Annotated in this window: 20 protein-coding genes and 1 pseudogene; 7 read left to right on the top strand and 14 right to left on the bottom strand. The window is 61.8% G+C overall.

The window, feature by feature from the left end:
- Nucleotides 1-3: 3 nt before the first annotated feature.
- From FHT75_RS10540 to FHT75_RS10530, 3 genes are read right to left on the bottom strand one after another with little or no spacing between them, the layout of a single operon-like run.
- Nucleotides 4-831 (bottom strand): ABC transporter permease, encoded by an 828-nt coding sequence (locus tag FHT75_RS10540; RefSeq protein WP_097544000.1) that lies wholly within the window; start codon nucleotides 829-831, stop codon nucleotides 4-6.
- Entirely contained in the window at nucleotides 828-1,718 is an 891-nt protein-coding gene (locus FHT75_RS10535; protein ID WP_097594777.1) for an ABC transporter permease, read from the bottom strand. The genes FHT75_RS10540 and FHT75_RS10535 overlap by 4 nt, the downstream gene beginning before the upstream one ends.
- Nucleotides 1,718-2,863: an extracellular solute-binding protein gene (locus FHT75_RS10530; RefSeq protein WP_097594776.1), complete on the bottom strand. Its 1,146-nt coding sequence runs from the start codon at nucleotides 2,861-2,863 to the stop codon at nucleotides 1,718-1,720. The genes FHT75_RS10535 and FHT75_RS10530 overlap by 1 nt, the downstream gene beginning before the upstream one ends.
- 187 nt (nucleotides 2,864-3,050) lie before the next feature.
- Between FHT75_RS10530 and msrA the strand changes: the two genes are divergently transcribed.
- Nucleotides 3,051-3,560, top strand: a complete 510-nt coding sequence (msrA, locus tag FHT75_RS10525) for a peptide-methionine (S)-S-oxide reductase MsrA (protein WP_097594775.1) — start codon at nucleotides 3,051-3,053, stop codon at nucleotides 3,558-3,560.
- 6 nt (nucleotides 3,561-3,566) lie between these two features.
- On the opposite strand, the gene FHT75_RS10520 is transcribed toward msrA, so the two are convergent.
- A complete protein-coding gene (locus tag FHT75_RS10520; RefSeq protein WP_183844814.1) occupies nucleotides 3,567-4,436 on the bottom strand; it encodes a LysR family transcriptional regulator in 870 nt (289 codons plus the stop codon).
- Between the two features lie 93 nt (nucleotides 4,437-4,529).
- Here FHT75_RS10520 and FHT75_RS10515 point away from each other — a divergent pair, with 93 nt between their 5' ends.
- Both FHT75_RS10515 and FHT75_RS10510 read left to right on the top strand, forming a co-directional pair.
- Nucleotides 4,530-5,315, top strand: coding sequence for an SDR family oxidoreductase (locus FHT75_RS10515; protein ID WP_097630946.1), 786 nt, complete (start codon nucleotides 4,530-4,532; stop codon nucleotides 5,313-5,315).
- Nucleotides 5,316-5,342: 27 nt separating this feature from the next.
- Nucleotides 5,343-6,041 carry a ribonuclease activity regulator RraA gene (locus FHT75_RS10510; protein WP_097594773.1) on the top strand — a complete coding sequence of 233 codons (699 nt, stop codon included), beginning with the start codon at nucleotides 5,343-5,345 and terminating at the stop codon, nucleotides 6,039-6,041.
- A 351-nt stretch (nucleotides 6,042-6,392) separates the two neighbouring features.
- On the opposite strand, the gene FHT75_RS10505 is transcribed toward FHT75_RS10510, so the two are convergent.
- Together FHT75_RS10505 and FHT75_RS10500 are read right to left on the bottom strand one after the other, a co-directional pair.
- On the bottom strand, nucleotides 6,393-6,797 hold the full coding sequence (locus tag FHT75_RS10505) for a nuclear transport factor 2 family protein (protein WP_063476133.1): 405 nt from the start codon (nucleotides 6,795-6,797) through the stop codon (nucleotides 6,393-6,395).
- Between the two features lie 87 nt (nucleotides 6,798-6,884).
- Complete coding sequence (locus tag FHT75_RS10500) at nucleotides 6,885-7,946, bottom strand: SDR family oxidoreductase (RefSeq protein WP_097543994.1); 1,062 nt, start codon at nucleotides 7,944-7,946, stop codon at nucleotides 6,885-6,887.
- 109 nt (nucleotides 7,947-8,055) lie between these two features.
- Here FHT75_RS10500 and FHT75_RS10495 point away from each other — a divergent pair, with 109 nt between their 5' ends.
- On the top strand, nucleotides 8,056-8,649 hold the full coding sequence (locus tag FHT75_RS10495) for a TetR/AcrR family transcriptional regulator (RefSeq protein ID WP_097594772.1): 594 nt from the start codon (nucleotides 8,056-8,058) through the stop codon (nucleotides 8,647-8,649).
- Between the two features lie 293 nt (nucleotides 8,650-8,942).
- Here the strand turns inward: FHT75_RS10495 and FHT75_RS10490 are convergent, their stop codons facing one another.
- The 7 genes from FHT75_RS10490 to FHT75_RS10460 form a co-directional block, all read right to left on the bottom strand.
- The gene (locus FHT75_RS10490; protein ID WP_097594771.1) at nucleotides 8,943-9,935 is read right to left on the bottom strand and encodes a carbon-nitrogen hydrolase family protein; all 993 of its coding nucleotides are present in this window, start codon (nucleotides 9,933-9,935) and stop codon (nucleotides 8,943-8,945) included.
- A gap of 332 nt (nucleotides 9,936-10,267) precedes the next feature.
- Nucleotides 10,268-11,557, bottom strand: a complete 1,290-nt coding sequence (locus FHT75_RS10485; protein ID WP_097594770.1) for an amidohydrolase family protein — start codon at nucleotides 11,555-11,557, stop codon at nucleotides 10,268-10,270.
- Between the two features lie 25 nt (nucleotides 11,558-11,582).
- The gene (locus FHT75_RS10480; RefSeq protein ID WP_063476138.1) at nucleotides 11,583-12,527 is read right to left on the bottom strand and encodes an ABC transporter permease; all 945 of its coding nucleotides are present in this window, start codon (nucleotides 12,525-12,527) and stop codon (nucleotides 11,583-11,585) included.
- Complete coding sequence (locus tag FHT75_RS10475) at nucleotides 12,524-13,573, bottom strand: ABC transporter permease (protein WP_097594769.1); 1,050 nt, start codon at nucleotides 13,571-13,573, stop codon at nucleotides 12,524-12,526. Before FHT75_RS10475 ends, FHT75_RS10480 begins: the two co-directional genes overlap by 4 nt.
- Nucleotides 13,563-15,095 (bottom strand): ABC transporter ATP-binding protein, encoded by a 1,533-nt coding sequence (locus tag FHT75_RS10470; RefSeq protein WP_063476140.1) that lies wholly within the window; start codon nucleotides 15,093-15,095, stop codon nucleotides 13,563-13,565. The genes FHT75_RS10475 and FHT75_RS10470 overlap by 11 nt, the downstream gene beginning before the upstream one ends.
- The gene (locus FHT75_RS10465) at nucleotides 15,092-16,504 is read right to left on the bottom strand and encodes an amidase (protein ID WP_097594768.1); all 1,413 of its coding nucleotides are present in this window, start codon (nucleotides 16,502-16,504) and stop codon (nucleotides 15,092-15,094) included. The genes FHT75_RS10470 and FHT75_RS10465 overlap by 4 nt, the downstream gene beginning before the upstream one ends.
- A gap of 8 nt (nucleotides 16,505-16,512) precedes the next feature.
- Nucleotides 16,513-17,499: a BMP family protein gene (locus FHT75_RS10460; protein ID WP_047613180.1), complete on the bottom strand. Its 987-nt coding sequence runs from the start codon at nucleotides 17,497-17,499 to the stop codon at nucleotides 16,513-16,515.
- 235 nt (nucleotides 17,500-17,734) lie between these two features.
- On the opposite strand from FHT75_RS10460, the pseudogene FHT75_RS10455 reads away from it, so the two are divergent.
- From FHT75_RS10455 to FHT75_RS10445, 3 genes and pseudogenes are all read left to right on the top strand, one after another.
- Nucleotides 17,735-18,365 (top strand): annotated as a pseudogene (locus tag FHT75_RS10455) (CDP-alcohol phosphatidyltransferase family protein).
- Nucleotides 18,362-18,982, top strand: a complete 621-nt coding sequence (locus tag FHT75_RS10450) for a lysophospholipid acyltransferase family protein (protein WP_097543989.1) — start codon at nucleotides 18,362-18,364, stop codon at nucleotides 18,980-18,982. The pseudogene FHT75_RS10455 and the gene FHT75_RS10450 overlap by 4 nt, the downstream one beginning before the upstream one ends.
- Nucleotides 18,979-19,908 (top strand): phosphatidate cytidylyltransferase, encoded by a 930-nt coding sequence (locus FHT75_RS10445; RefSeq protein ID WP_097543988.1) that lies wholly within the window; start codon nucleotides 18,979-18,981, stop codon nucleotides 19,906-19,908. Before FHT75_RS10450 ends, FHT75_RS10445 begins: the two co-directional genes overlap by 4 nt.
- 18 nt (nucleotides 19,909-19,926) lie before the next feature.
- On the opposite strand, the gene FHT75_RS10440 is transcribed toward FHT75_RS10445, so the two are convergent.
- Nucleotides 19,927-20,637 (bottom strand): NapC/NirT family cytochrome c, encoded by a 711-nt coding sequence (locus FHT75_RS10440; protein WP_164735902.1) that lies wholly within the window; start codon nucleotides 20,635-20,637, stop codon nucleotides 19,927-19,929.
- Nucleotide 20,638: the final 1 nt, after the last annotated feature.

The raw sequence follows: 20,638 nt of genomic DNA, 5'->3' as shown, positions 1-20,638 counted from the left end.
ATTTCATGCGCCGAAACCTCTCGCAAAGGCGCCGGTGCCGATCACGCGGCGTGCAAACATCAGCGCGATGAAGGACGGCACCCACAGCATGACCGAGAGCACGGCGCCGTATTGCACGACGATCTGGTTGTTGATGAAGCTGATCATCAGCACCGGCATGGTGCGAATCTCCGGCGCGCCGATCAACCAGGCGCCTTCGGTCTCGTAGAAGGTGCCGACGAAGGTCAAAAGCAGCGCCGCTGATATCGTCGGTGCCGCCTGCGGCAGGGTGATCGACCAGAAGACGCGCAGCGGTGTGGCGCCGGCATCGCGCGCCGCCTCTTCCATGCGCCGGTCGACATTCTGGAAAGCAGCGACCGGGATCCAGATCATCAGCATCAGCGTGCCGACGAGTTGGATCAGCACGACGCCCCAGAAGGTGCTGATCAGGCCGAACTGCAGGAAGATGCCGGCAATAGCGACGAGCAGGCCGAATTTTGGAAAGGCATGCGATGCGAGGAACGACAGAAACAGAATGTTCCTGCCGGGAAAACGCATGCGCGCGAAGGCGTAGGCCGCGGGAAGGCAGATGACGGCGGAGAGAATGGTCACCGTCGTCGTCAGCCGCAGGCTGAGGAAGAGCGCGTCCCAGACATCCCCCCGCGCCAGCGTCTGCCCCCAGAAACGCAGGCCGAACTGCTGCGGGATGACCGAGGGATAACGCCAGACTTCGGTGAAGGCCCATGTGCCGACCACGATCAACGGCAGCGCGATGAACAGTGTCAGCAGGCACGCGAAGAGCAAGCCGATCCAGTCGAAGCGAAGATCCATGCTCGATCTGCCGGTCGTCATAGCTGGGCCTCGCGGTTGCGGGCGATCGACCGGATGTAGAAAATGCCGAAAACCAGGCAGAAGGCGAATGTGATGACGGCCTGGGTCATGGCATCAAGCGGGTCGTTCATATCGGCGAAGGTGCGCTGCATGAACGGCCCCATCATCTCCGGCGATGCCGAGCCGAGCACATAGGGTAGGGTGAAGGCGGAAAAGATGCCAAGCACCGCAAAGGAAGCCGTCACCAGCAGCGAATTGCCCATGCGCGGCAGGATGATCGAGATGAAGACCCGAAACGGCCTTGCGCCGACATCGCGGGCGGCCTCGACGGCGCTGTTCGAGATGGAGGAGAGCCCGGCCGTCAGCATCAGCACCGTCAGCGGAAGATTGTCCCAGACGAGGCCGATGACCGGTCCCCACGGCGTCAGATAGGGCGTGCGCAGCTTGGGCAGGCCGACTGAATTCAGCAACAGGTCGACGGTGCCGTTCGGCCCGATCGTCCGGATCAGCGCATAGGCGAGGATGATCGACGGCACGAACATCGGGAAGATCGCAAGAGCCTGCACATAGGCGGCAAGACGCCCTTGCGAGAAGCGAAGGTAAAGCGCGATCGGAAGGCCGATCGCCAGAAGCAGGATGCCGCAGACGGCGGTCGTCCAAAGCGTCAGCCAGAGATTGCCGAGGCTGTAGCCGTCGGTGAAGAAGAAGCGATAGGAGGCAAGCGAGACTTCTGTCGCTCCGTCAGGACCGCGAACGAAGATCGTGCCGACGACCGCCGAAAAGATCGGAAAGATGATCAGCCATGCGAGCAGGAAGACCGGTAGGGCGACGAGGAGGAGCCCGATGGAGCTCCCCCTGGTGATGGACGGGTGACGGCTGGGAACCGCCGGCGCAGTGTCGGTGGACATCAGGTTCGGCTGATGCCCGGAGCGACGTTGCGGTACCAGCCGTCGGCGATTGCCTTTTCCCAGTCGCCGCCCGGGAAGGTCGGGATGGTCGATGGAATGACGTCGGCATATTTCTTGCGGAGATCGTCGGAGATATGGTCCCAGGAGATGCCGGGGAAGCCGCCGATCTGAGTGATGATCGCTTCCTGCATTTCCTTCGTCAGCATGAAGGCGGCCAGCTTCAGCGCCGCATCCTTGTTGGCGCCATTCGAGAATACGGTGATGCCGGAAAAGCCGCCGCAAAGGGCGAGATCGGAAAGCTGCACGAGGCCGGTCGTCTCCGGCAGCACGCCCTGGGAGATCGCCTGCAGCACCTGGTCGGACCAGACCGGCACCATGGTGACGACGCCCTGGGCGAGCAGCTGGATCGACTGGGTGTTGCCGGCGGTATAGGCGCCCTTGTCGTAGAGCGCGGGCTCGAGGTCGTTGAGGATCTTCCAGGCCGGCGTCAGCGCTTCCGTGGCGAAGTCGGCGGTGAAATTGTCGATCTTGAACTTCTTCGGATCGCGGCCATTGGCCTCATGGATCGCCCGGCGGACGAAGTTGCCGCCCGAGCCGCCCTTGTCCGGACGGTTGTAGATGAACTGGCCGGGATTGGCCTTGATCCATGCGGTGAGCTGCTCCCAGCTCTTCGGTGCATCCTTCGGATCGAGCTTGGTGGTGTCGTAGGCGAGAAGCACCTGCGAACCGCGGTAGGGAAGCGAGTAAGGGGTATCGAAGGCAAGCGGATTGATATGGTCGTAGCCTTCGATATTCTCGGCGGAGAACTTGACCCAGAGGCCGGCATCGATGCCGCCGGATGGCAGGCGCGGATCGAACACCTCGAACAGGTCGGCCTGCGGATCGGTCTTCGTCTTCAGTGCGGCGAGCGCACGGTCGGCGATGGCGCGCAAACCGTTATTGTCGCCGGCATCGGTCACCTTCAGGGCAACGCCTGGATGCGCCTTTTCGAAGGCGGGGCGGATGGTGTTGTTCCAGAGGTCGACGATATTGGCATCCGAACCGCTGTAGAGATCGATCGTGCCGGCCGCGGCCGATGCGAAACGCGGAAGAGCCAGCAGACCGGCTGCAGCTGATGATGTGATCAGAAATTCGCGTCTATTCATAACCCGTCTCCATCAGGTGTCGAGGCTCAGCCTCCGCAGGAATGTTCAAGGCCTTGCTAGCGCCGGCGCGTAACATCGACATGACAGATCGGGCGTATCTGAGGGAAATTGCACAGCTGTGCTGAATTCCGCCGTATGGAAATCTTCGGCGGGAAACACTATCTCTCGGCAAACAAGGAGATATCCAATGACCGAAGAACGTGCAGTCCTCGCCGGCGGTTGCTTCTGGGGCATGCAGGACCTGATCCGCCGATACAAGGGCGTGATTTCGACCCGCGTCGGCTATACCGGCGGCGATGTGCCGAATGCCACCTACCGCAACCACGGAACCCATGCTGAGGCGATCGAGATCATCTTCGACGCCTCAAGGATCAGCTATCGGGAAATCCTCGAATTCTTCTTCCAGATCCACGACCCGAGCACGCGCAACCGCCAGGGCAACGATGTTGGCTTGAGCTACCGCTCGGCGATCTTCTACGTCACCCCCGAGCAGGAGCGCGTCGCCAAGGATACGATCGCCGATGTCGACGCCTCAGGCCTGTGGCCCGGCAAGGTCGTCACCGAAGTCGTGCCGGTCAGCGATTTCTGGGAGGCCGAACCCGAGCATCAGGATTATCTGGAGCGGATTCCGAACGGTTATACCTGCCATTTCGTCCGGCCCGGCTGGAAACTGCCGGTTCGTCAGAAGATCGCCTGAAATTGATCAGGCTCCCATCGCCGCGCGGCTGGTCTCCAGAAGCGCGGCGACGAGATTTGCCCGTGGCGAGGATCGCGTCGCCACGATGCCGACGGTGCGCATAGCGGACGAGCGGGGCAGGGGCAGCTTGAGGACAAGGCCAGCCGGCCAGGGCGGCGCCCAATCCGGCACGATCGAGATCCCGAGACCGCGGTCTACCATCACCGCGATCGCCTCCAGCGCGTCGAGTTCGTAACGCTCGACCGGATGGATGCCGATCTCGCGCAGATATTCATCGGCGATGTGACCGCCCCATTGGTTGCGGTCGTAGCGGATGAAGGGCAGGGTCTTCAACAATTCGAGCGGATCCACCCCCTTACAGTCCGGCGGAGCGATCAGCACCAGGGGTTCCTGGCGCAGCTTGTTGAAGGTCAGCGTCTTCTGCATCGGAAATCGCGGTTCGATGATGAAGGCCGCGTCCAGCGCGCCGTTCAGAACCTCGGCATAGAGGTCCATCGAAGAGCCCGGCTTGAGGAAGATCTCGATCAGCGGGTAATCCTGGGCGAGGCGGTGGAGAATGTCGGGAACGAGACCGGTCAGCGCCGTATTGATCGCCCCGATCCGCATCTCGCCCGAAATCGTCGCGGTGCCGGCCATCGCCTTCAGGTCTCGTGTATCGCGCACCAGCTCCCTGCAACGTTCGAGAATGGCAAAACCCGCCTCCGTCGGCCGCATGACGCGACCGGAACGCACCAGCAGCCGCACCCCGAGCTCGGCCTCCAATGCGCGGATGCGCTGGGCGACGGCCGCAGGCGTGAGGTTCAGCCGCTGCGCCGCCTCCGCCAGCGAGTGCCGCTCGGCAACGATAATGAAGGTTTCGAGAAAGCGTGTGTCCATCGATAGTTTTTCTATCTCTTGAACGAAGCAGAAGCCATATTTTATTTACGATCCATTGCTTCGAAAGATGGCCCGACCATATGAGGAGATGAAATGGATTTCGGCCTGAAGGACAAGACGGCCCTGGTGCTTGGCGCCGGCGGCGGACTGGGCAGCGCGATTGCCGTCAAACTTGCGCGTGAAGGCGCCAGAATTGCCGCGGCGGATATCGATCTCGCCGCCGCTGAGAAGACCACGGCTGCGATCGAATCCGAAGGCGGCAAGGCGTTGGCGCTGCAATGGGACCTTTCCGATCTCGGTTCGATCGATGCGCATGTCGCTGCAATCGAGCGCCAGTTCGGACCGGTCGATGTCCTCGTCAACAATACCGGCGGCCCGCCGCCGACCACCGTCTCCGGCCAGGATCCGATGCTCTGGAACCAGTATTTCCAGAGCATGGTGCTCTCCGTCATCGCCATTACCGATCGCGTGTTGCCGCAGATGCGGGCGCGCAAATGGGGGCGCATCGTCACCTCGACCTCGTCGGGCGTGGTCGCGCCGATTCCCAATCTCGGCATCTCGAATGCATTGCGCCTGTCTTTGGTCGGCTGGTCGAAAACACTGGCGCGCGAGGTCGGGCGCGACGGCATCACCGTCAATATCGTCCTGCCGGGCCGGATCGCCACCGGCCGCATCACCTTCCTCGACGAGCAGAAGGCCAAACGCGAAAACCGTTCCATCGACGACATCGTCACTGAGAGCACCGGCAAGATTCCGCTCGGCCGCTATGGCCGGCCGGAAGAATATGGCAATGTCGTCACCTTCCTGGCGAGCGAGCCTGCTTCCTATCTCACCGGATCGGTGATCCGCGTCGATGGCGGCATGATCCAGAGTATCTGACAGAAACCCAATTGGAACTGACAACCGATGGCCCTTAGCGCTGAAGCGATAGCAACCCTCAAGACCGTTTCGACCGCGACACTGACGACCGTTCTTCTGAGGAAGGGCCTGCGAAACGTCTGGATCCGCGGCGCCACTCCCCTCAAGCCCGGCCAGCCGCGCATCGTCGGTCCGGCCTTCACGCTACGCTTCGTACCGGCCCGCGAGGATCTCGCGACGCCGGCATCCTGGGCCTCGCCGATTTCGACGCGCGCTGCGATCGAGGCGATGCCGGAAGGCTGCGTCGCCATCGTCGATGCGATGGGAGTCACCGAGGCCGGCATCTTCGGCGATATCCTCTGCGCCCGCATGCAGAAGAGAGGCGTTGCCGCACTCGTCACCGACGGCGTGGTGCGCGACCTTGCCGGCGTGCTCGACACCGGCCTGCCGGTCTGGTGCCGCGGCGTCGCAGCCCCCCCTTCGGTCGCCGGTCTGACCTTCGTCGCCTGGCAGCAGCCGATCGGCTGCGGCGGCGTGGCGGTCTTTCCCGACGACATCATCGTCGTCGACCAGGACGGCGCGGTGCTAATCCCGGCCGATATGCTCGACGCCGTGCTTGATGAAGCGCCGGAACAGGAGCGGATGGAAGCCTGGATCATGACCAGGATCGATGAAGGCGTGCCGCTGCCCGGCCTCTATCCGATGAACGCCGAAACCAAGGCGCTCTACGAGGCCTCGAAGAAATAGGCTCCGGGCCAAGACGGTGGCAACTTTATCGCGAAGCCTGGGATTTTTGCGACATTTGAGTGGCCGGCTCCTACCTAAGTAAGACGTCCAGGAATGATCGCCCCACATTCAGAAGCGGTCATTCACAGACTTGGGACAGTTGCAGCAATGCCCCCTGCCAACGATCGGCTGCCAACATCAACGGTCTTTGTAGGTGGTGCCTGGACGGACCTCTTTTACTGATGGCGGCACCTCGGCCGCCGTCGGTTGGCATCCTCTATTGAGAGCCGGCCCGCCCGCACCGTTGGTGTCCTTTGAACAGTTGTGCCTCGATCCATGGAAAGCGTTCGCCACAGCCAGCAAGACTTCCCGCTATCTGACGCTGGTCGCCTGTGACCAGACGACCATCCATTGCCCGTCGCGACGCTCATAGACATCGGTGTGCCAATAATCATGGAGGGGGACTTTGTGGCCGCTGAAGATAACTTCCAGTTGGGCGCGATATCGAATGACCGCCCCACTGCCGTATAGGCGCACATCGATCTCGGCGGGCTCCCACGTCAAATACCTGATTTGTCCGGAGGCAATCGCACCCAGGTATTCGTCTTTTGAAAGCGCTGCGCCGATCGGCGTTATCAATTGAAAGTCTGGAGCATGAAGCTGTCTTGCCCGAACAATATCCGCGCTAACGAGTGCGCGCAGTCTGGCGCGTTCAGTTTCGCGGAGAAGGTCGGCGTCATTGGTTGTGGAAAGGGCGTCGGCGAACGAGACTGTCATGCGTGTTCTCCATTTGAAAACGAGAGATCGCTCGATCCCTCACCGGGCGACCGCTATGCGCGGTAGAAATGCTTCAGAGCATAGTGATCACATTGCCGGTTCCCCCCGACGGCGGACCAATCCCAGGTCGATGAGGCTTTGGGCGCTGGCGCGTATGGCATCCTCCTCCGGGCGCGAGCGCCAGTTCAGGACACGCTGGGCTTTTTCTGCGCTAACACTCAGATCTCGATTGAGTTCGTGAACGATAATTCGGGCATTGGGGTCCGACTGCGCCATGGCCTTGACGACCTCATCGGGAACTTCGCCTGACGGAAGCCGGGCGGCGTACTCAGGGAAAGAAGCCGCAAGAACGGCCACCAAATCTCTGAGCCAGAAAAATCGGCCCCCGACGATGAAACGTTGGCTCTTGGCCACGGGATGGGTCATCGCTCGAATGTGAGCGTCTGCGACATCGCGCACATCCACTACAGAGAAGCCGAAGCGTGGAATGCCCTCGAATTGTCCCGTCATCAGATGATGGATCAGGCCCACGGACGTCCCGAAATTCGCGCTGAGTAACGGCCCAAGAATCATGCTCGGGTTGATGACCGCCAGATCGAGGCCAACCTCATGCGCAAAAATCCAGGCAGCCCGCTCGGTCAGGGTCTTCGACTTGTAGTAGGGCGTCGCCCGTTGGCCTTCCGGGTCTGTCCAGTTTTTTTCGGTGAAAGGCGCCTTCCCGTCGCCATGGTTGGTGGCGGCTATGGAGGAGGTGAGTACCACACGCTTAACGCGCGCGCGGTGCGCCGCATGGAGTACCCGCAACGCACCGTCACGGGCTGTCTGGATAAGCGCATCCTCATTTTCAGGAAACCCCGGGGGGAAAGGTGACGCCGTATGAATGACATAGCTGCATCCTTCGACAGCCGCAGTCCAGCCATCGTCGCTGTCAAGATCAGCCTGAACGAAGCTGAGGCGCTCAAGAGCATCCTTGTGAATTTGCGCGCGAAACTGGCTTTGTACGGCATCGCTCTTGTCAAGGCGACGAAGGCTGCCTCGAACCCGATATCCTTGATCAAGCAACTGCAAGCCGATGTGCCCGGCGAGGAACCCTCCAATGCCCGTCACCAAGACCGTTACAGTTGTGGGGTCGTCCGTCGCTGTGTTCATCGAAGCTCCTTGTGACCACGTCTGGGCGGCTCAACCAAATTAGACACATATACTATATTTGTCTAATCGTCCTTTTGACAGCATGGACCAAAAGTGTCAATATGCCCACATGATGCAAGCCGAGCAAAAAATAACGCAGATTTTGGACGCCGCCTTGCCGGTGTTTGTGCGCTTTGGCTTTCGAAAAACCTCGATGGCGGACATTGCGCGCGCTGCGAGAATCTCGCGCGCCTCGCTCTACCTGAGCTTCAGCAGCAAAGAAGAGTTGTTTCGGGCCGGCTCAATGCGAGCGCATACCCGGACACTGAATGAAGTGGCAGCAGTTCTGGAGGGCAAGGGGAGGGCAATTGATCGAATAGAAATGGCCATATCGGTCTTTCAGCGGGAGTTGATCGCCCCCTTTGGCGGTAGTGCCGATCCGGAAGAACTGTTTGCTGCCAATATGGCCTTGGCTGCGGATATCACGCTCGAGGCGCGGACTAAGCTATTAAGCATGCTGACACAGACCTTGATAGCCGCCGTGGAGAGCGATGAGATCGAACTTGAACCGCTGCAGGCCCCGCCCGCGCAACTGGCCGATATCATTGTGGCTGCAATGGATGGGATCAAACACGCGCGAGTTGACGGCTCCAGCCTTGCGGACGACACGAAACTATTCATGCGCCTCCTGCGGGTGGCCGTGACGTCAAGGACTAGCCAGTAGGCGCATTTACGCTATTGCCAAGCCCCGGTACCCGCTTTTTGCTGTTAGGCAACCGAATCTGTCGGGCCGACACGGCCGGCCACACATCAGCAATCGTATCAACGTCAGCTCTGTCACGAGCTCGTCCAAAAGCCGTTTCCGCTTCCCCCCATCTGTGCCGCTACCCGTGTGCTGCAAAAGTCCCGGCTTTTGCCGCGTTCGAAAGTCAGGATCTTCGCGACAAGGCAGAAAAGTTCCTTGCCGCGCACCGGGAGGTCAGCGGGTAAACCACCCCGCTGACCAATACCTATTCGTCAGAATAGGTTGCGACCGTCACTCCTCGGATCACCATCTATCTGGTGTGGCGTGTAAAGGTTGGCACGGGCGTTTCGCCGCCAAGGTCTTGCGGGAGACTCCGGATCATTTCTGATGGTCGTAACAGCGATCGCAGCTTCCCCACTTGTGGGGCATTGTACCGCCCATTGCCCATCAGGCGCAGCTATTCCGGAAGGGACCGTGACGCTCTGCGGCGCATGAGCTGAAAAACTGATCCAGTAGGAATTGCTTGCAGCGTGTCCCAATGCCTCCGCGGCGAAAGCCAGTGAAGGCGCTGAAGGCGCCTCGCCTGTGGTGGAGAAGAGGACGCAATCGACATCATGCCGCTCATATTCTGTGAAAATTTCCGGATAATGCAGTTCCATGCCCATCGAGCAGCCGAAACGGAGACCATCCACCTCAAAGGTCACCGGATTTTTTCCCGGCGAGTACATAAAAGAGATTTTCGTATTCGATAGCAGACGCTCGTCGTAGCGTGTCACCAGTTCTCCACGATCGGATATCACGTAGAGACTGTTATGCGGTCGATGTGGCGAAGTGAGCTGATGGACGGAGCCGAATATCGTCCATAGCTTAAGTTCGCTCGCAAATTTTCTGGTTGCCTCCAGTTCCTCCCGCAAAATACTCCATTCGCAGCGCGTCCAATTGGACGGGCCAATTTCCCGAGGCCCATTCTCAGACATGATGCGTTTGTTTGGCGAACAGGTCGCTCCCTCGGGGAAGTGTATGAGGCGAGCGCCTGTCTTATGCGCTTCCTCCATAAGGCGGCGCATTTCCACTCCGCTGGCACGGAGCGCCGAAATATCACGAGGATCGTTGAACAGCGATGTTTGGGCGACAGCGATCCGTATCGAACGGATCACGGCTTCGTCCGGTCGTTGGCGGATATGTTGAAGAGCTGCGGTGTAAGATTCGCCGGTTTTGGCTGCGCGAGCACGTACAAGGCGTTTGAGATTTCCGTTTTGCGTCATTGTCAGGCCTTTCACGCCTCGGACGCAGTTCCCCAGCAACCCGCCCGAAACGATCGGACCAAGACAACGGACTGAGACGAAAGTCCCTTTGCCTCCGTTCAAGACCATGCTGGGGAAGGTCTGGGAGGTTAGGCGCAGGCCACGCCGAAATAAAATTGTCGAGCAGATGCTGATTCGTCAAGCTGTTGCGATAATCCCGATTGAAGCGATGGTTTTGCGAATGATATTTGCGATGTCGCAAAACCCGATGTGATGCGACGGTCAGGCGCGCGGCCCTTTTTGTTTTGGCGCAGATGGAAGCTGCTCCGGTAAGCCGGTACCTCCACGACACCTCAATAACGAGGCACGTAATCCAGACCGCCGTCGATCCGGGCTGGGCGCCCTTCCAGGAAAAGCTCGCCGATGCGCGGCGCCGAGCGGGCGATGACCTTGCCGCGACGGATCACCGCCAGCCGGTTCGGCTTCAGCCGCAGCGCTTCCAGCGTGTCGCTCGCCTGAAGGATGACCAGGTCGGCCTTGCATCCCTTTTCCAGGCCGTAGCCTTCAAGCCCCATCGTCTTCGCCGAATTGACGGTCAGCGCGTCGAAGATCCTCTTCTTGTCGTCGATGCCGGCCATCTGTGCGACATGGATTGCCATATGGCCGACCTCCAGCATGTCGCCCGATCCCATCGAATACCAGGGGTCCATGACACAGTCGTGCCCGAAGGAAACATTGAGCCCGGCATCCATCAGCTCCCGCACGCGGGTCATGCCGCGGCGTTTCGGATAGGTGTCGTGCCGGCCCTGCAGCATGATGTTGATCAGCGGATTGGGGATGACGTTGATCTCGGCCTCCGCCATCAGCGGAATGAGCTTGGAGACATAATAATTGTCCATCGAGTGCATCGAGGTCAGATGCGAGCCGGCGACGCGTCCCTGTAAGCCGAAGCGGATGGTTTCCGCAGCCAGCGTCTCGATATGGCGCGAGAGCGGATCGTCGGTTTCGTCGCAATGCATATCGACCGGCAGGCCGCGATCGGCGGCGATGCGGCAGAGCGCCTCGACCGACGCCGTGCCTTCACCCATCGTCCGTTCGAAATGCGGAATGCCGCCGACGATATCAACGCCCATGTCGAGGGCGCGGTTGAGCGCGTCGATCGCCCCCGGCGAGCGGTAATAACCGTCCTGGGGGAAGGCGACCAGCTGCAGATCGATATAGGGCGCGACCTTCTCGCGCACCTCGATCATCGCCTCGACGGTCACAAGCCTCGGATCACTGGTGTCGACATGGCTGCGGATGAAGAGCAGGCCCTGCGTGACCGCCAGATCGCAATAGCGCAGTGCACGATCGACCAGTTCCTCCTTCGTCACGATCGGGCGCAACTCTCCCCAGAGCGCGATGCCCTCGAGCAGGGTGCCGGATAGGTTCATGCGCGGCAGGCCGAGCGACAGGGTCGCGTCCATATGGAAATGCGGATCGACGAAGGGCGGGCTGACCAGCCGGCCTGACGCGTCGATTTCTTCCCTCGGCTGCGCCTGGAGATTGGGCTCGACCGCGATGATCTTGCCGCCCTGGATGCCGATATCGACGCCCTTTCGGCCATCAGGGAGATTTGCATTTCTGACGATCAGATCGAACATCGGAGCCTCATTGGACAGAAGTGGTTCAGCGTTCGCCGCGACGATAGGGCTGCATCAGTGCCTGCGGTACGCGGGCGCGGCGGGCCATGACGGCAAGGGCGGCAATGGAAAGGATATAGGGCGTCATCAAAAAGAGCTGATAGGGTACAAGCCCGCTCAGCGCGGTTTGCAGCCGGAGCTGGAAGGCATCGAAGAAAGCGAAGAGCAGGGCGCCGAACAGCGCGCGACCGGGCCGCCAGGAAGCGAAGACGACGAGCGCGATGCAGATCCAGCCGCGCCCCTGCACCATGGTCGGGAAAAAGCTGTTGAACGCCGACAGGGTCAGGAAGGCGCCGCCCATTCCCATCAGTGCGCTTCCGGCAATCACCGCGCCATAGCGCACCTTCATCGGATTGACGCCCTGAGCTTCCGCCGCATGCGGGTTTTCGCCGGTCATGCGGATCGCAAGCCCAACGGGCGTGCGGAAGATGATGTAGGCCATCAGTAGGGCGATGGCGATCGCGAGATAGGTCGGCGCCGTCTGCGTGAAGAAGGCTGGCCCGATGAAAGGCAGAGTCGAAAGACCCGGAATGGCGATCGGCTGGAACGGCACGATGGTGGGCGGCGTATTGGCAAGCGGCACGATCAGCCGGAAGACATAATAGCTGAAGCTGGAGGCAAAGAGGGTGACGCCGAGACCAGCGACATGCTGGGAGAGGCCGAGCGTCACTGTCAGGCCCGCATGCAGCAGGCCGAAGACGCCGCCGGCAATGGCGGCAATCAGCAGGCCCGTCCAGAGATCGGCGCCGTGATAGACGGAAAGCCAGCCGATCATCGCGCCGAAGGTCATGATGCCCTCGATGCCGAGATTGAGTACGCCGGCCCGTTCGCAGAGCAGGGCGCCGATCGTGCCGAAAATCAGCGGTGTGGCGATCCGCAGGATTGCCGCCCAGAGCCCAGCGGAGGCGATGATGTCGAAGAGCTGCATCATCGCCGGATCCTGTATTGGGTGAAGAACAATGCGATCAGCATCGTCAGCAGCGACAGCGCCACGGTGACGTCGGCGATATAGGTCGGGATCCCGAGGCCTCGGCTCATGCCATCGGCGCCCACGAACATGGTGGCGGTGAAAATGGCGGCAAAGACGACGCCGAGTGGATTGAGGTTGGCGAGCATGGCGACGACGATACCGGCATAGCCGAAACCGGGCGACAGGTCGGTCGTCACGTAACCCTTGACCCCCATCACCTCGATCGCTCCTGCCAACCCTGCAAGCCCGCCGGAGAGGCAGGCGACCTTCACCAGCGTTCTGCCGAGGGGCACGCCCGCAAAAACAGCGCCGCCCGGATTGAGGCCGGCCGCGCGCGACTGCATGCCGAACACGGTGCGCGACTGGATGAAATGGACGAGGATCGCCAGCGCGATTGCGATCGCAAAGCCGATATGCAGGCGCGAACGGGCGATCAGCTTCGGCAGCATGGCGTGATCGCTGACCGATTGCGACTGCGGCCAGCCGAAGGCGAGCGGATCCTTGAGAACGCCATCGATCAGCATCGAGACGAAGAGCACGGCGATGAAGTTCAACAGCAGGCTGGTGACGACTTCATCGACCGAGAAGCGCAGCCTGAGCCAGAGCGGGATCAGGATCAGCACCATGCCGGCAATGGCGCCGATCAGCAGTAGCAATGGAATGAGAATGGGGGCGGGAAGATTGCCGAGCAGTTTCGAGCTTGCCGCCGCAACGGCGATGGCGCCGAGATAGAACTGGCCCTCGGCGCCGATATTCCAGAGTCGTGCCCGGAAGGCGACGGCCGCGGCAAGCCCGGTCAGCATCAGCGGCGTTGCCCGCGTCAGCGTTTCGGTTGACGACAGCCGCGAGCCGAAAGCACCGGTCAGGATGCGCCAATAGGCATCGAGCACGGGCGCGCCGGCAATTGATATCAGGATGCCCGAAAGCGCCAGGGCTGCGATCACCGCGATGACGGGCGTGACGATCAGCAGGGAAAGCGGACGGTGTTCGCGGCGCTCAAATCGCATGGCCGGCCTCTGGGTTTTGCTGCCATTCGCCGGCCATCATCAGCCCCAGCCTGCGCGCATCGGCGTCTTCAGCCTCGACGGGCGGCGACAGCCGGCCGCCGACGATCGCCTGTATGCGATCGGCAAGCGCGATCACCTCGTCGAGGTCTTCGGAGATCAGCAGCACGGCGGTCCCTTGCCTGCGGGCTTCGAGCAAGCGGGCGTGCACGGCTGCCACCGCCCCTTCATCGAGACCGCGCGCAGGCTGCGCCGCAATCAGGATCCGCGGCCGCCGATGCAGGTTGCGGCCGAGAATGAGCTTTTGCATATTGCCGCCGGAGAGCAGCCGGGTGCGAATGGCCGGGCCGCCGCCGCGGACATCGAATCCGTCGATGATCTCCCTGGCGAAGGCCATGCCCGCTTTGCGATTGACGAGACCACGGCGCGAAAAGGCCGATGAGGCGATGCGCTCCAGCACGGCGTTTTCCCAGATCGCCATTTCGCCGATCACGCCTTCCTCGTTGCGATCCTCGGGAATGCGGCCGATGCCGGCGTCGACGACATCGGCGACACCGAGATTGCCGACGGCTTCCCCGAACAGCAGAAGGTCGCCGGCGCTGCGCGCCAGCATGCCGGAGAGAAGATGCGCCAATGTCGCCTGACCATTGCCCGAAACACCGATGATGCCGAGGATTTCTCCCGCATGCAGCCGGAAGCTGATCGACTTCAGCCGATCGACGCCGCCGCTGCGCACCGTCACATCGGCCGCTTCGAGGGCAATGGCGCCGGCTGTCGACGGCTCGCGCACGGGCCGCGTCACACGGTGCCCGACCATCAGTTCGGCGAGTTCCTCTTTGCTGGTGTCCGACGTCTTGCGTTCGGCGACCATCTTGCCGCCGCGTAAGACCACGATGCGGTCGGCCGCTGCCATCACCTCGTCGAGCTTGTGCGAGATGAAGATCAACGAAAGGCCCTGGCGGGCCATTTCCCTCAGCGTCGTGAACAGTCGTTCGGCCTCGATATTGGTCAGCACCGCCGTCGGCTCGTCGAGGATCAGGATGCGGGCATCGTTATAGAGCGCCTTGAGGATCTCGACGCGTTGCTGCTCACCGACCGACAGGTCGCCAAGGCGCGCATCCGGATCGACCTTGAGGCCGAAGCGCTCGGATATATCAAGCAGCTTCTTGCGCGCCGCGGAAGTTCCCGAGCGCCAGGACCACAGTCTTTCCGTGCCGGTCATGACATTTTCGAGAACGGTCAGATTGGGCGCGAGCGAGAAATGCTGATGCACCATGCCGACGCCGGCCTGGATCGCCGCGCGCGGCTTGCCCTGCGGCACCTCCCTGCCTTCGATCAGAATTCGGCCGGCATCCGGCATGTAATGGCCGAAAAGGATGCTCATCAGCGTGGTCTTGCCCGCACCGTTCTCGCCAAGCAGCGCCACGACCTCACCCTTGGCAAGAGTCATGGAAATATCGTCATTGGCGAGATTGGCGCCGAAACGCTTGCTGACGCCTGTGATCTCCAGCACCGGCCCGGTCATGACGGCAGTCCCGCGACGGGAAACCGATGCTGCCACCGCCCCTCGGACTCCAAGCGTGCGGCAAGCGACAGGAGGCGCGGTTCGTGACCCATCGGCGCCATGATCTGCACCGGCAGCGGCAGGGCGTGCTCATCCTGTCCGAAAGGCAGCGTCAAAGCAGGAAAACCCGAAATATTGGCGAGGCAGGCAAGCGGCGCAAAGGCCGTCATCCGCTCGAGATGCAGATCCGTGTCGGTATGATCGGACGGAAAGGAGCCGATCGCAAGAGGCGCAGACGAAAGCATCGGCGTGAGAATGCAATCGACCTTGTCGAACAGCGTCCAGAGCTTATGGCTCACCAGAACGGCCTCGTTCAGCGTGTTCCAGAGCGATGTGACCGAAAGCCCTCGTCCGCGCGCAGCAAAAGCCTGCGTCAGAGGCTCGGCCCTGCTTTCATCCAGAGCCGCCGCCTCGATGAGCGCCGCAAGGTTGGCGGAGACGATATCGGCGAAGGCGCGGCCGCTTGACGTGACGCTTCCTTCGAACGCGGCCCAGCTCAACGGAACGATCAGGTGTCCGTCATTCTCGAGCGCACGAGCCGCATCCTCGACGGCTGCGAGCCGATCACCCTCCGTCGGATAGACCGGCCCAGTATCAACCAGCAGGCCGGCTCGCAAACGACCGTCGTTGCTGTCGACAGAGGAGGGGTCCGGAAAAGGTCCTCGTGAATCGCCGGCCAACCCGTCGAATATCAGCGCCGTATCCCGCACCGAACGGCAGACCGCGAGTTCGCTGGCGATACCGGCGAGGTGGTTGCCAAAGGAGGGGCCGCCCGGGATGGCGCCGCGCGTCGGCTTCATTCCGACGAGGCCGCAGCAGGCGGCGGGCACACGGATCGAGCCGCCCGCGTCGGTGGCATGTGCGATCGCAACGATCCCGGCGGCAACCGCAGCCGCCGCACCGCCGGAGGAGCCGCCCGCGGTTCGGGCCGGATCGAGCGGGTTGCGGCAGAGAGGCCCGATCGCCGGTTCGCTGGCAAGCGACAGCCCAAATTCCGGGCTCGTCGTCAGGCCGAACAGGCAGAAGCCGGCGTCGCGGAAACGAGCAGCCAGATCGGAATCCGCTTCGCCGCCCTTTCTTTCGAAGAGACGGGAACCGGCGGTGACCGGCAGCCCGGCGAAGGGGCCGCCAAGATCTTTCGCCAAACTCGGCACACCGGCAAAGGGCCTGATGGAAAAGCGATCCGGCGCGCTCCGCCGCTCCCGGTCGCGGTCGTCCGCCGAGGCAAGGCCCATGGCGGCATCGAGATAGGCGAGCGCGCCGAGCGCCGCCTGCCGCGCAGCGGCCTCAAGAGAAGCCTGCATCGCCTCGGCAGCGCTCAGCTTGCCATGCCGGATCGCTGCCGCCAGGTCGGTCGCATCGCTTTGCATGAGTCGAATTACTTCGGCTCGTCCATCATCTTCGGAACCTCGAAGGTGCCGGCCTTGATCTCCGCCCGCTTGGCTTCCATCGCAGCCTCCGCATCGGCGGGCGCCACGCCCTTCACAAAGACGATATCGCTGCCGCCTTCCTTCATCAGGCCGTAGGAGGTGTAGTTCCGACCGACCGGTTTTCCGGCCGCGACATCGGCGATCGCAGCGTTGAGGATCGGGCGGAAATACCACATGGCGTTGGCAAACACAGTGTCAGGGTAGCGCGGCGTATAGTCGATCAGCGAGCCGACCGATTTGATGCCGCGTTCCTTGGCGGCATCGGCGGTACCGATACGTTCGCCGAACAGGATGTCGGCGCCGGCGTCGATCTGGGCAAGACCGGCTTCGCGGGCCTTCGGCGGATCGAAGAAGGTGCCGATGAAGGAGACGAGGTGTTTTGCCTCCGGGTTGACGGCCTTGACGCCGGCCGCGAACGCGTTGATCAGCATGTTGACCTCGGGGATCGGAATAGCGCCGACCGAACCGACGATATTCGACTTGGTCATCTTGCCCGCCAGCATGCCGGCAAGATAGGCGCCGTCATGGTTCCAGGTGCCGAAGACACCGAAATTATCGCCGGCCTGCTCGCCGCTCGAACCCAGCACGAAGGCGGTATCGGGATAGTCGGCCGCGACCTGCCGGGCCTCTTTCTCCACCGCATAGGCCTCGCCGATAATCAGCTTGTTGCCCTGTTCGGCATATTCGCGCATGGCGCGGGGATAATCGGTGCCGGAAACACCTTCGGAGAAGACATATTCGATAACGCCTTCCTTGGCCGCGTCCTGCAGGGCCTTGTGCAGACAGGAGTTCCAGGCATTTTCAACCGGCGAGGCATGAATGCCGGCAACTTTCAGCGGCGCGGCCGCTCTTGCCAGCGGGGCAAAGCCGCTGACCCCAAGCGCAATGCCGGATGCGATCACTGCCCGGCGTGAAATCAGGATATCTTTGGTCATTGATTGTTCCCCTTTTTTACCATTTGGTTCAAAAATCATAGTAGCGCCTAAAAATGTGTCAAGCCGCGAATGGGCTTAAAAATCAGGCTGATCGGCCACCGCGACCTGACTGAAAAAACGAGGCATGGCAGGCTGCACGCTCGGCGCCACCGTGCTTGCCGGGCAGGATCTACAGGGGCTTGGCGCGACGACTCCGGCAGGATATGCATAGAACTATCGGGTTGGGGAAATTGAAATGGGTGATGAAGAAGACGCCTCGCGGCGGCCGATCGCGAGCCGGTCGTCGTCCTGGGCGATCGGCCTGAGTGCGTGGCTGGCACGCACCGGTGTCACGCCAAACGGCATTTCGCTTTTCTCGATCCTGTTTGCCAGCCTCGGCGCGGCGCTCATCCTCTTCACGGCCCATCCGATCGCCATGGTTTGCGCCGCGATCTCGGTGCAGATGCGGCTCGTCTGCAATCTGCTGGACGGCATGGTCGCGATCGAAGGCGGCAAGAAAACCAAGAGCGGGCCGCTCTACAATGAATTCCCCGACCGGATCGCCGACAGCCTGCTTCTCGTCGCAGCCGGTTATGCCTGCGGCTTTGCCTGGCTCGGCTGGCTGGCTGCGCTGCTCGCCGCACTCACCGCCTATATCAGGGTCTTCGGAGGAGCGGTCGGTCTTCCCCCAGGACTTCAGCGGCATCATGGCCAAGCAGCGCCGCATGGCGGTACTGACGGCGGGCCTCGTCGCCCAGAGCGTGGAGACGCCGATATCGGCCAGCCATTGGTCGCTGCTCCTTGCCTCCGTCATCATCGCGGCGGGAAGCCTCGTCACCTGCACCACGCGGACGATAAGACTTGCCCGCTCGCTGGAGAGATTATGATCGCACTCATCCGTCGCCTTCTCGTGCTTTTCGTCCGCATCGTGGTCGGCGCCCGCAGCGAGTGGCGGGGCTGCACGCCCGACCCCCGCCGCCGCATCTATTTTGCCAATCACAACAGCCATGTCGACACCGTCGCCGTCATGGCCGCCCTGCCGTGGCCGGTGCGACGGCTGACCCATCCGGTTGCGGCGCGCGATTATTGGGGAACGACCGCCTTTCGCCGTTTCATCGCCGAGAAAGGCCTGCGCGCCGTCCTGATTGACCGCAAGCCTCTGCCCGACAGCAACCCGCTGGAGCCGATCGAGCGCCTGCTCGAGGAGGGGCGCTCGGTCCTGATCTTCCCGGAAGGCACGAGAAGCGCCAGCGATGAGATCGCGCCCTTCCGCAGCGGCATCTATCGCCTTGCATGCCGTTTCCCCGATGTCGATCTCGTGCCGATCCATCTCGACAATCTTCAGCGCATCCTGCCCAAGGGAAGCTGGCTGATCGTCCCGATCACCTGCACGGCGCGCTTCGGCAAGCCGCTCCGCGTCGAACCGGGCGAAGGAAAAGACGCGTTCCTGGCCCGCGCCCGTGCCGCGGTCATCGAGCTAGCAGACGGAGAACGCATCGCATGACCAGCCATTTCTCCATCGTGCTTGCCGCGATCCTCGGCCTGTTGGCCGTCGCCTCGGCCATTGGCTTCACCCTTCAGCGGCGGGCGACCGAGCCCGGATCCGTCGCTACCGTCCACAATCTCAATGCCCGAATTCGCTCATGGTGGATCATGGTCGCGATATTCGGCGGCGCGATTCTGCTCGGCGATACCGCGGTGGTCGTCCTGTTCGCATTCCTGTCCTTCATGGCGCTTCGCGAATTCTGGACGCTGACGCCATCGCGGCGCGGCGATCACCTGGCGCTGTTCCTGTCCTTCTTCGTCGTCCTGCCACTTCATTACCTGTTGCTCGGAACGGCGTGGTACGGCCTATTTGCGATCTTCATCCCGGTCTATGCCTTCCTGATCCTGCCGGCGGTGGCGACCTTGACGGGCGACGTCAACGAATTCCTGGCCCGGACCGCCAGGGTGCAATGGGGATTGATGCTGACGGTCTATTCGATCAGCCATGCTCCCGCACTTCTGATGCTGCAGACCGGTACGCCATCCGCCCTGCTTCTCGTCTATCTCGTCATCGTGGTGCAACTCAGCGACGTCTTCCAGTATGTCTGGGGCAAGCTCCTGGGAAAGCATCGCTTCTCGCCGAACATCAGCCCATCGAAGACGCTCGAAGGCCTCTTCGGTGGCGGCGCCTCGGCCATCCTTGTGGGAACGCTGCTCTATCGCCTGACGCCGTTCTCGCCGCTGCAGGCGGCGGCCATCAGCACGGTCATCGTCGTCGCGGGCTTCTTCGGCGGCTTCGTGCTCTCGGCCATCAAACGCGATCTGAACGCCAAGGACTGGGGCTATGTGATCGAGGGTCACGGCGGCGTGCTCGACCGGCTGGATTCCATCACCTTCGCAGCGCCGCTGTTCTTCCACATCGTCCGCTACTGGTACACCGTCTGACAATTCATCCGCGAAAGCCTATCTCGCATCCTCCATGGATGACGCGTGAGCCCTCGCCATGGCCTCCTGAAGGTCGGCGATAGGCGTCGCATTCACCATCTTCCTGCCCTCGAGTTCCTTCGGCATTTTCCAGCCGGGATCGATGCCTTCCATGTTCGGCAATTCGTGAGCGATACCCTTGTGGCAGTCGATGCAGGTCGCCTGGCCGGAAAGCAGATATCGGGTATGGATCTCGGCGGCGCGTTGTGTCTGCTTCTGCAGATCCATCGCCACCGACGAATGGCAGTTGCGGCATTCCAGACTGTCATTGGCCTTCATGCGCGCCCATTCATGCTGCGCAAGTTCCAGCCGCTTTTCCAGAAACTTCGGCCGGGTGTTGATCGTGCCGAATATCTTGCCCCAGACCTCCTTGGAGGCCTGCATCTTGCGGGCGATCTTGTCGGTCCATTGATGCGGCACGTGGCAGTCCGGGCATGTCGCCCGCACCCCCGATCGGTTGGAAAAATGGATGGTGCGCGAAAGCTCCTGATAGACGTTGTCGTGCATTTCATGACAGGAGGTGCAGAAGTTTTCGGTATTGGTCAGTTCCAGCGCGGTATTAAACGCGCCCCAGAAGAGAACGCCACCAACGAAGCCGCCGAGCGTCAGGACGCCGAGCCCGATCGTTGCCGCCGGCGTCGTCAGGATCGACCACGCCCACAGAACCGCTTTCCTGATAAATGCGATCATG

The sequence above is a fragment of the Rhizobium sp. BK112 genome (genome assembly GCF_014193215.1).
GTDB classification, from domain to species: domain Bacteria; phylum Pseudomonadota; class Alphaproteobacteria; order Rhizobiales; family Rhizobiaceae; genus Rhizobium; species Rhizobium anhuiense.
The sequence above is the reverse complement of the archived record's forward strand: the minus strand, read 5'-3'. Positions and strand labels throughout refer to the sequence as shown.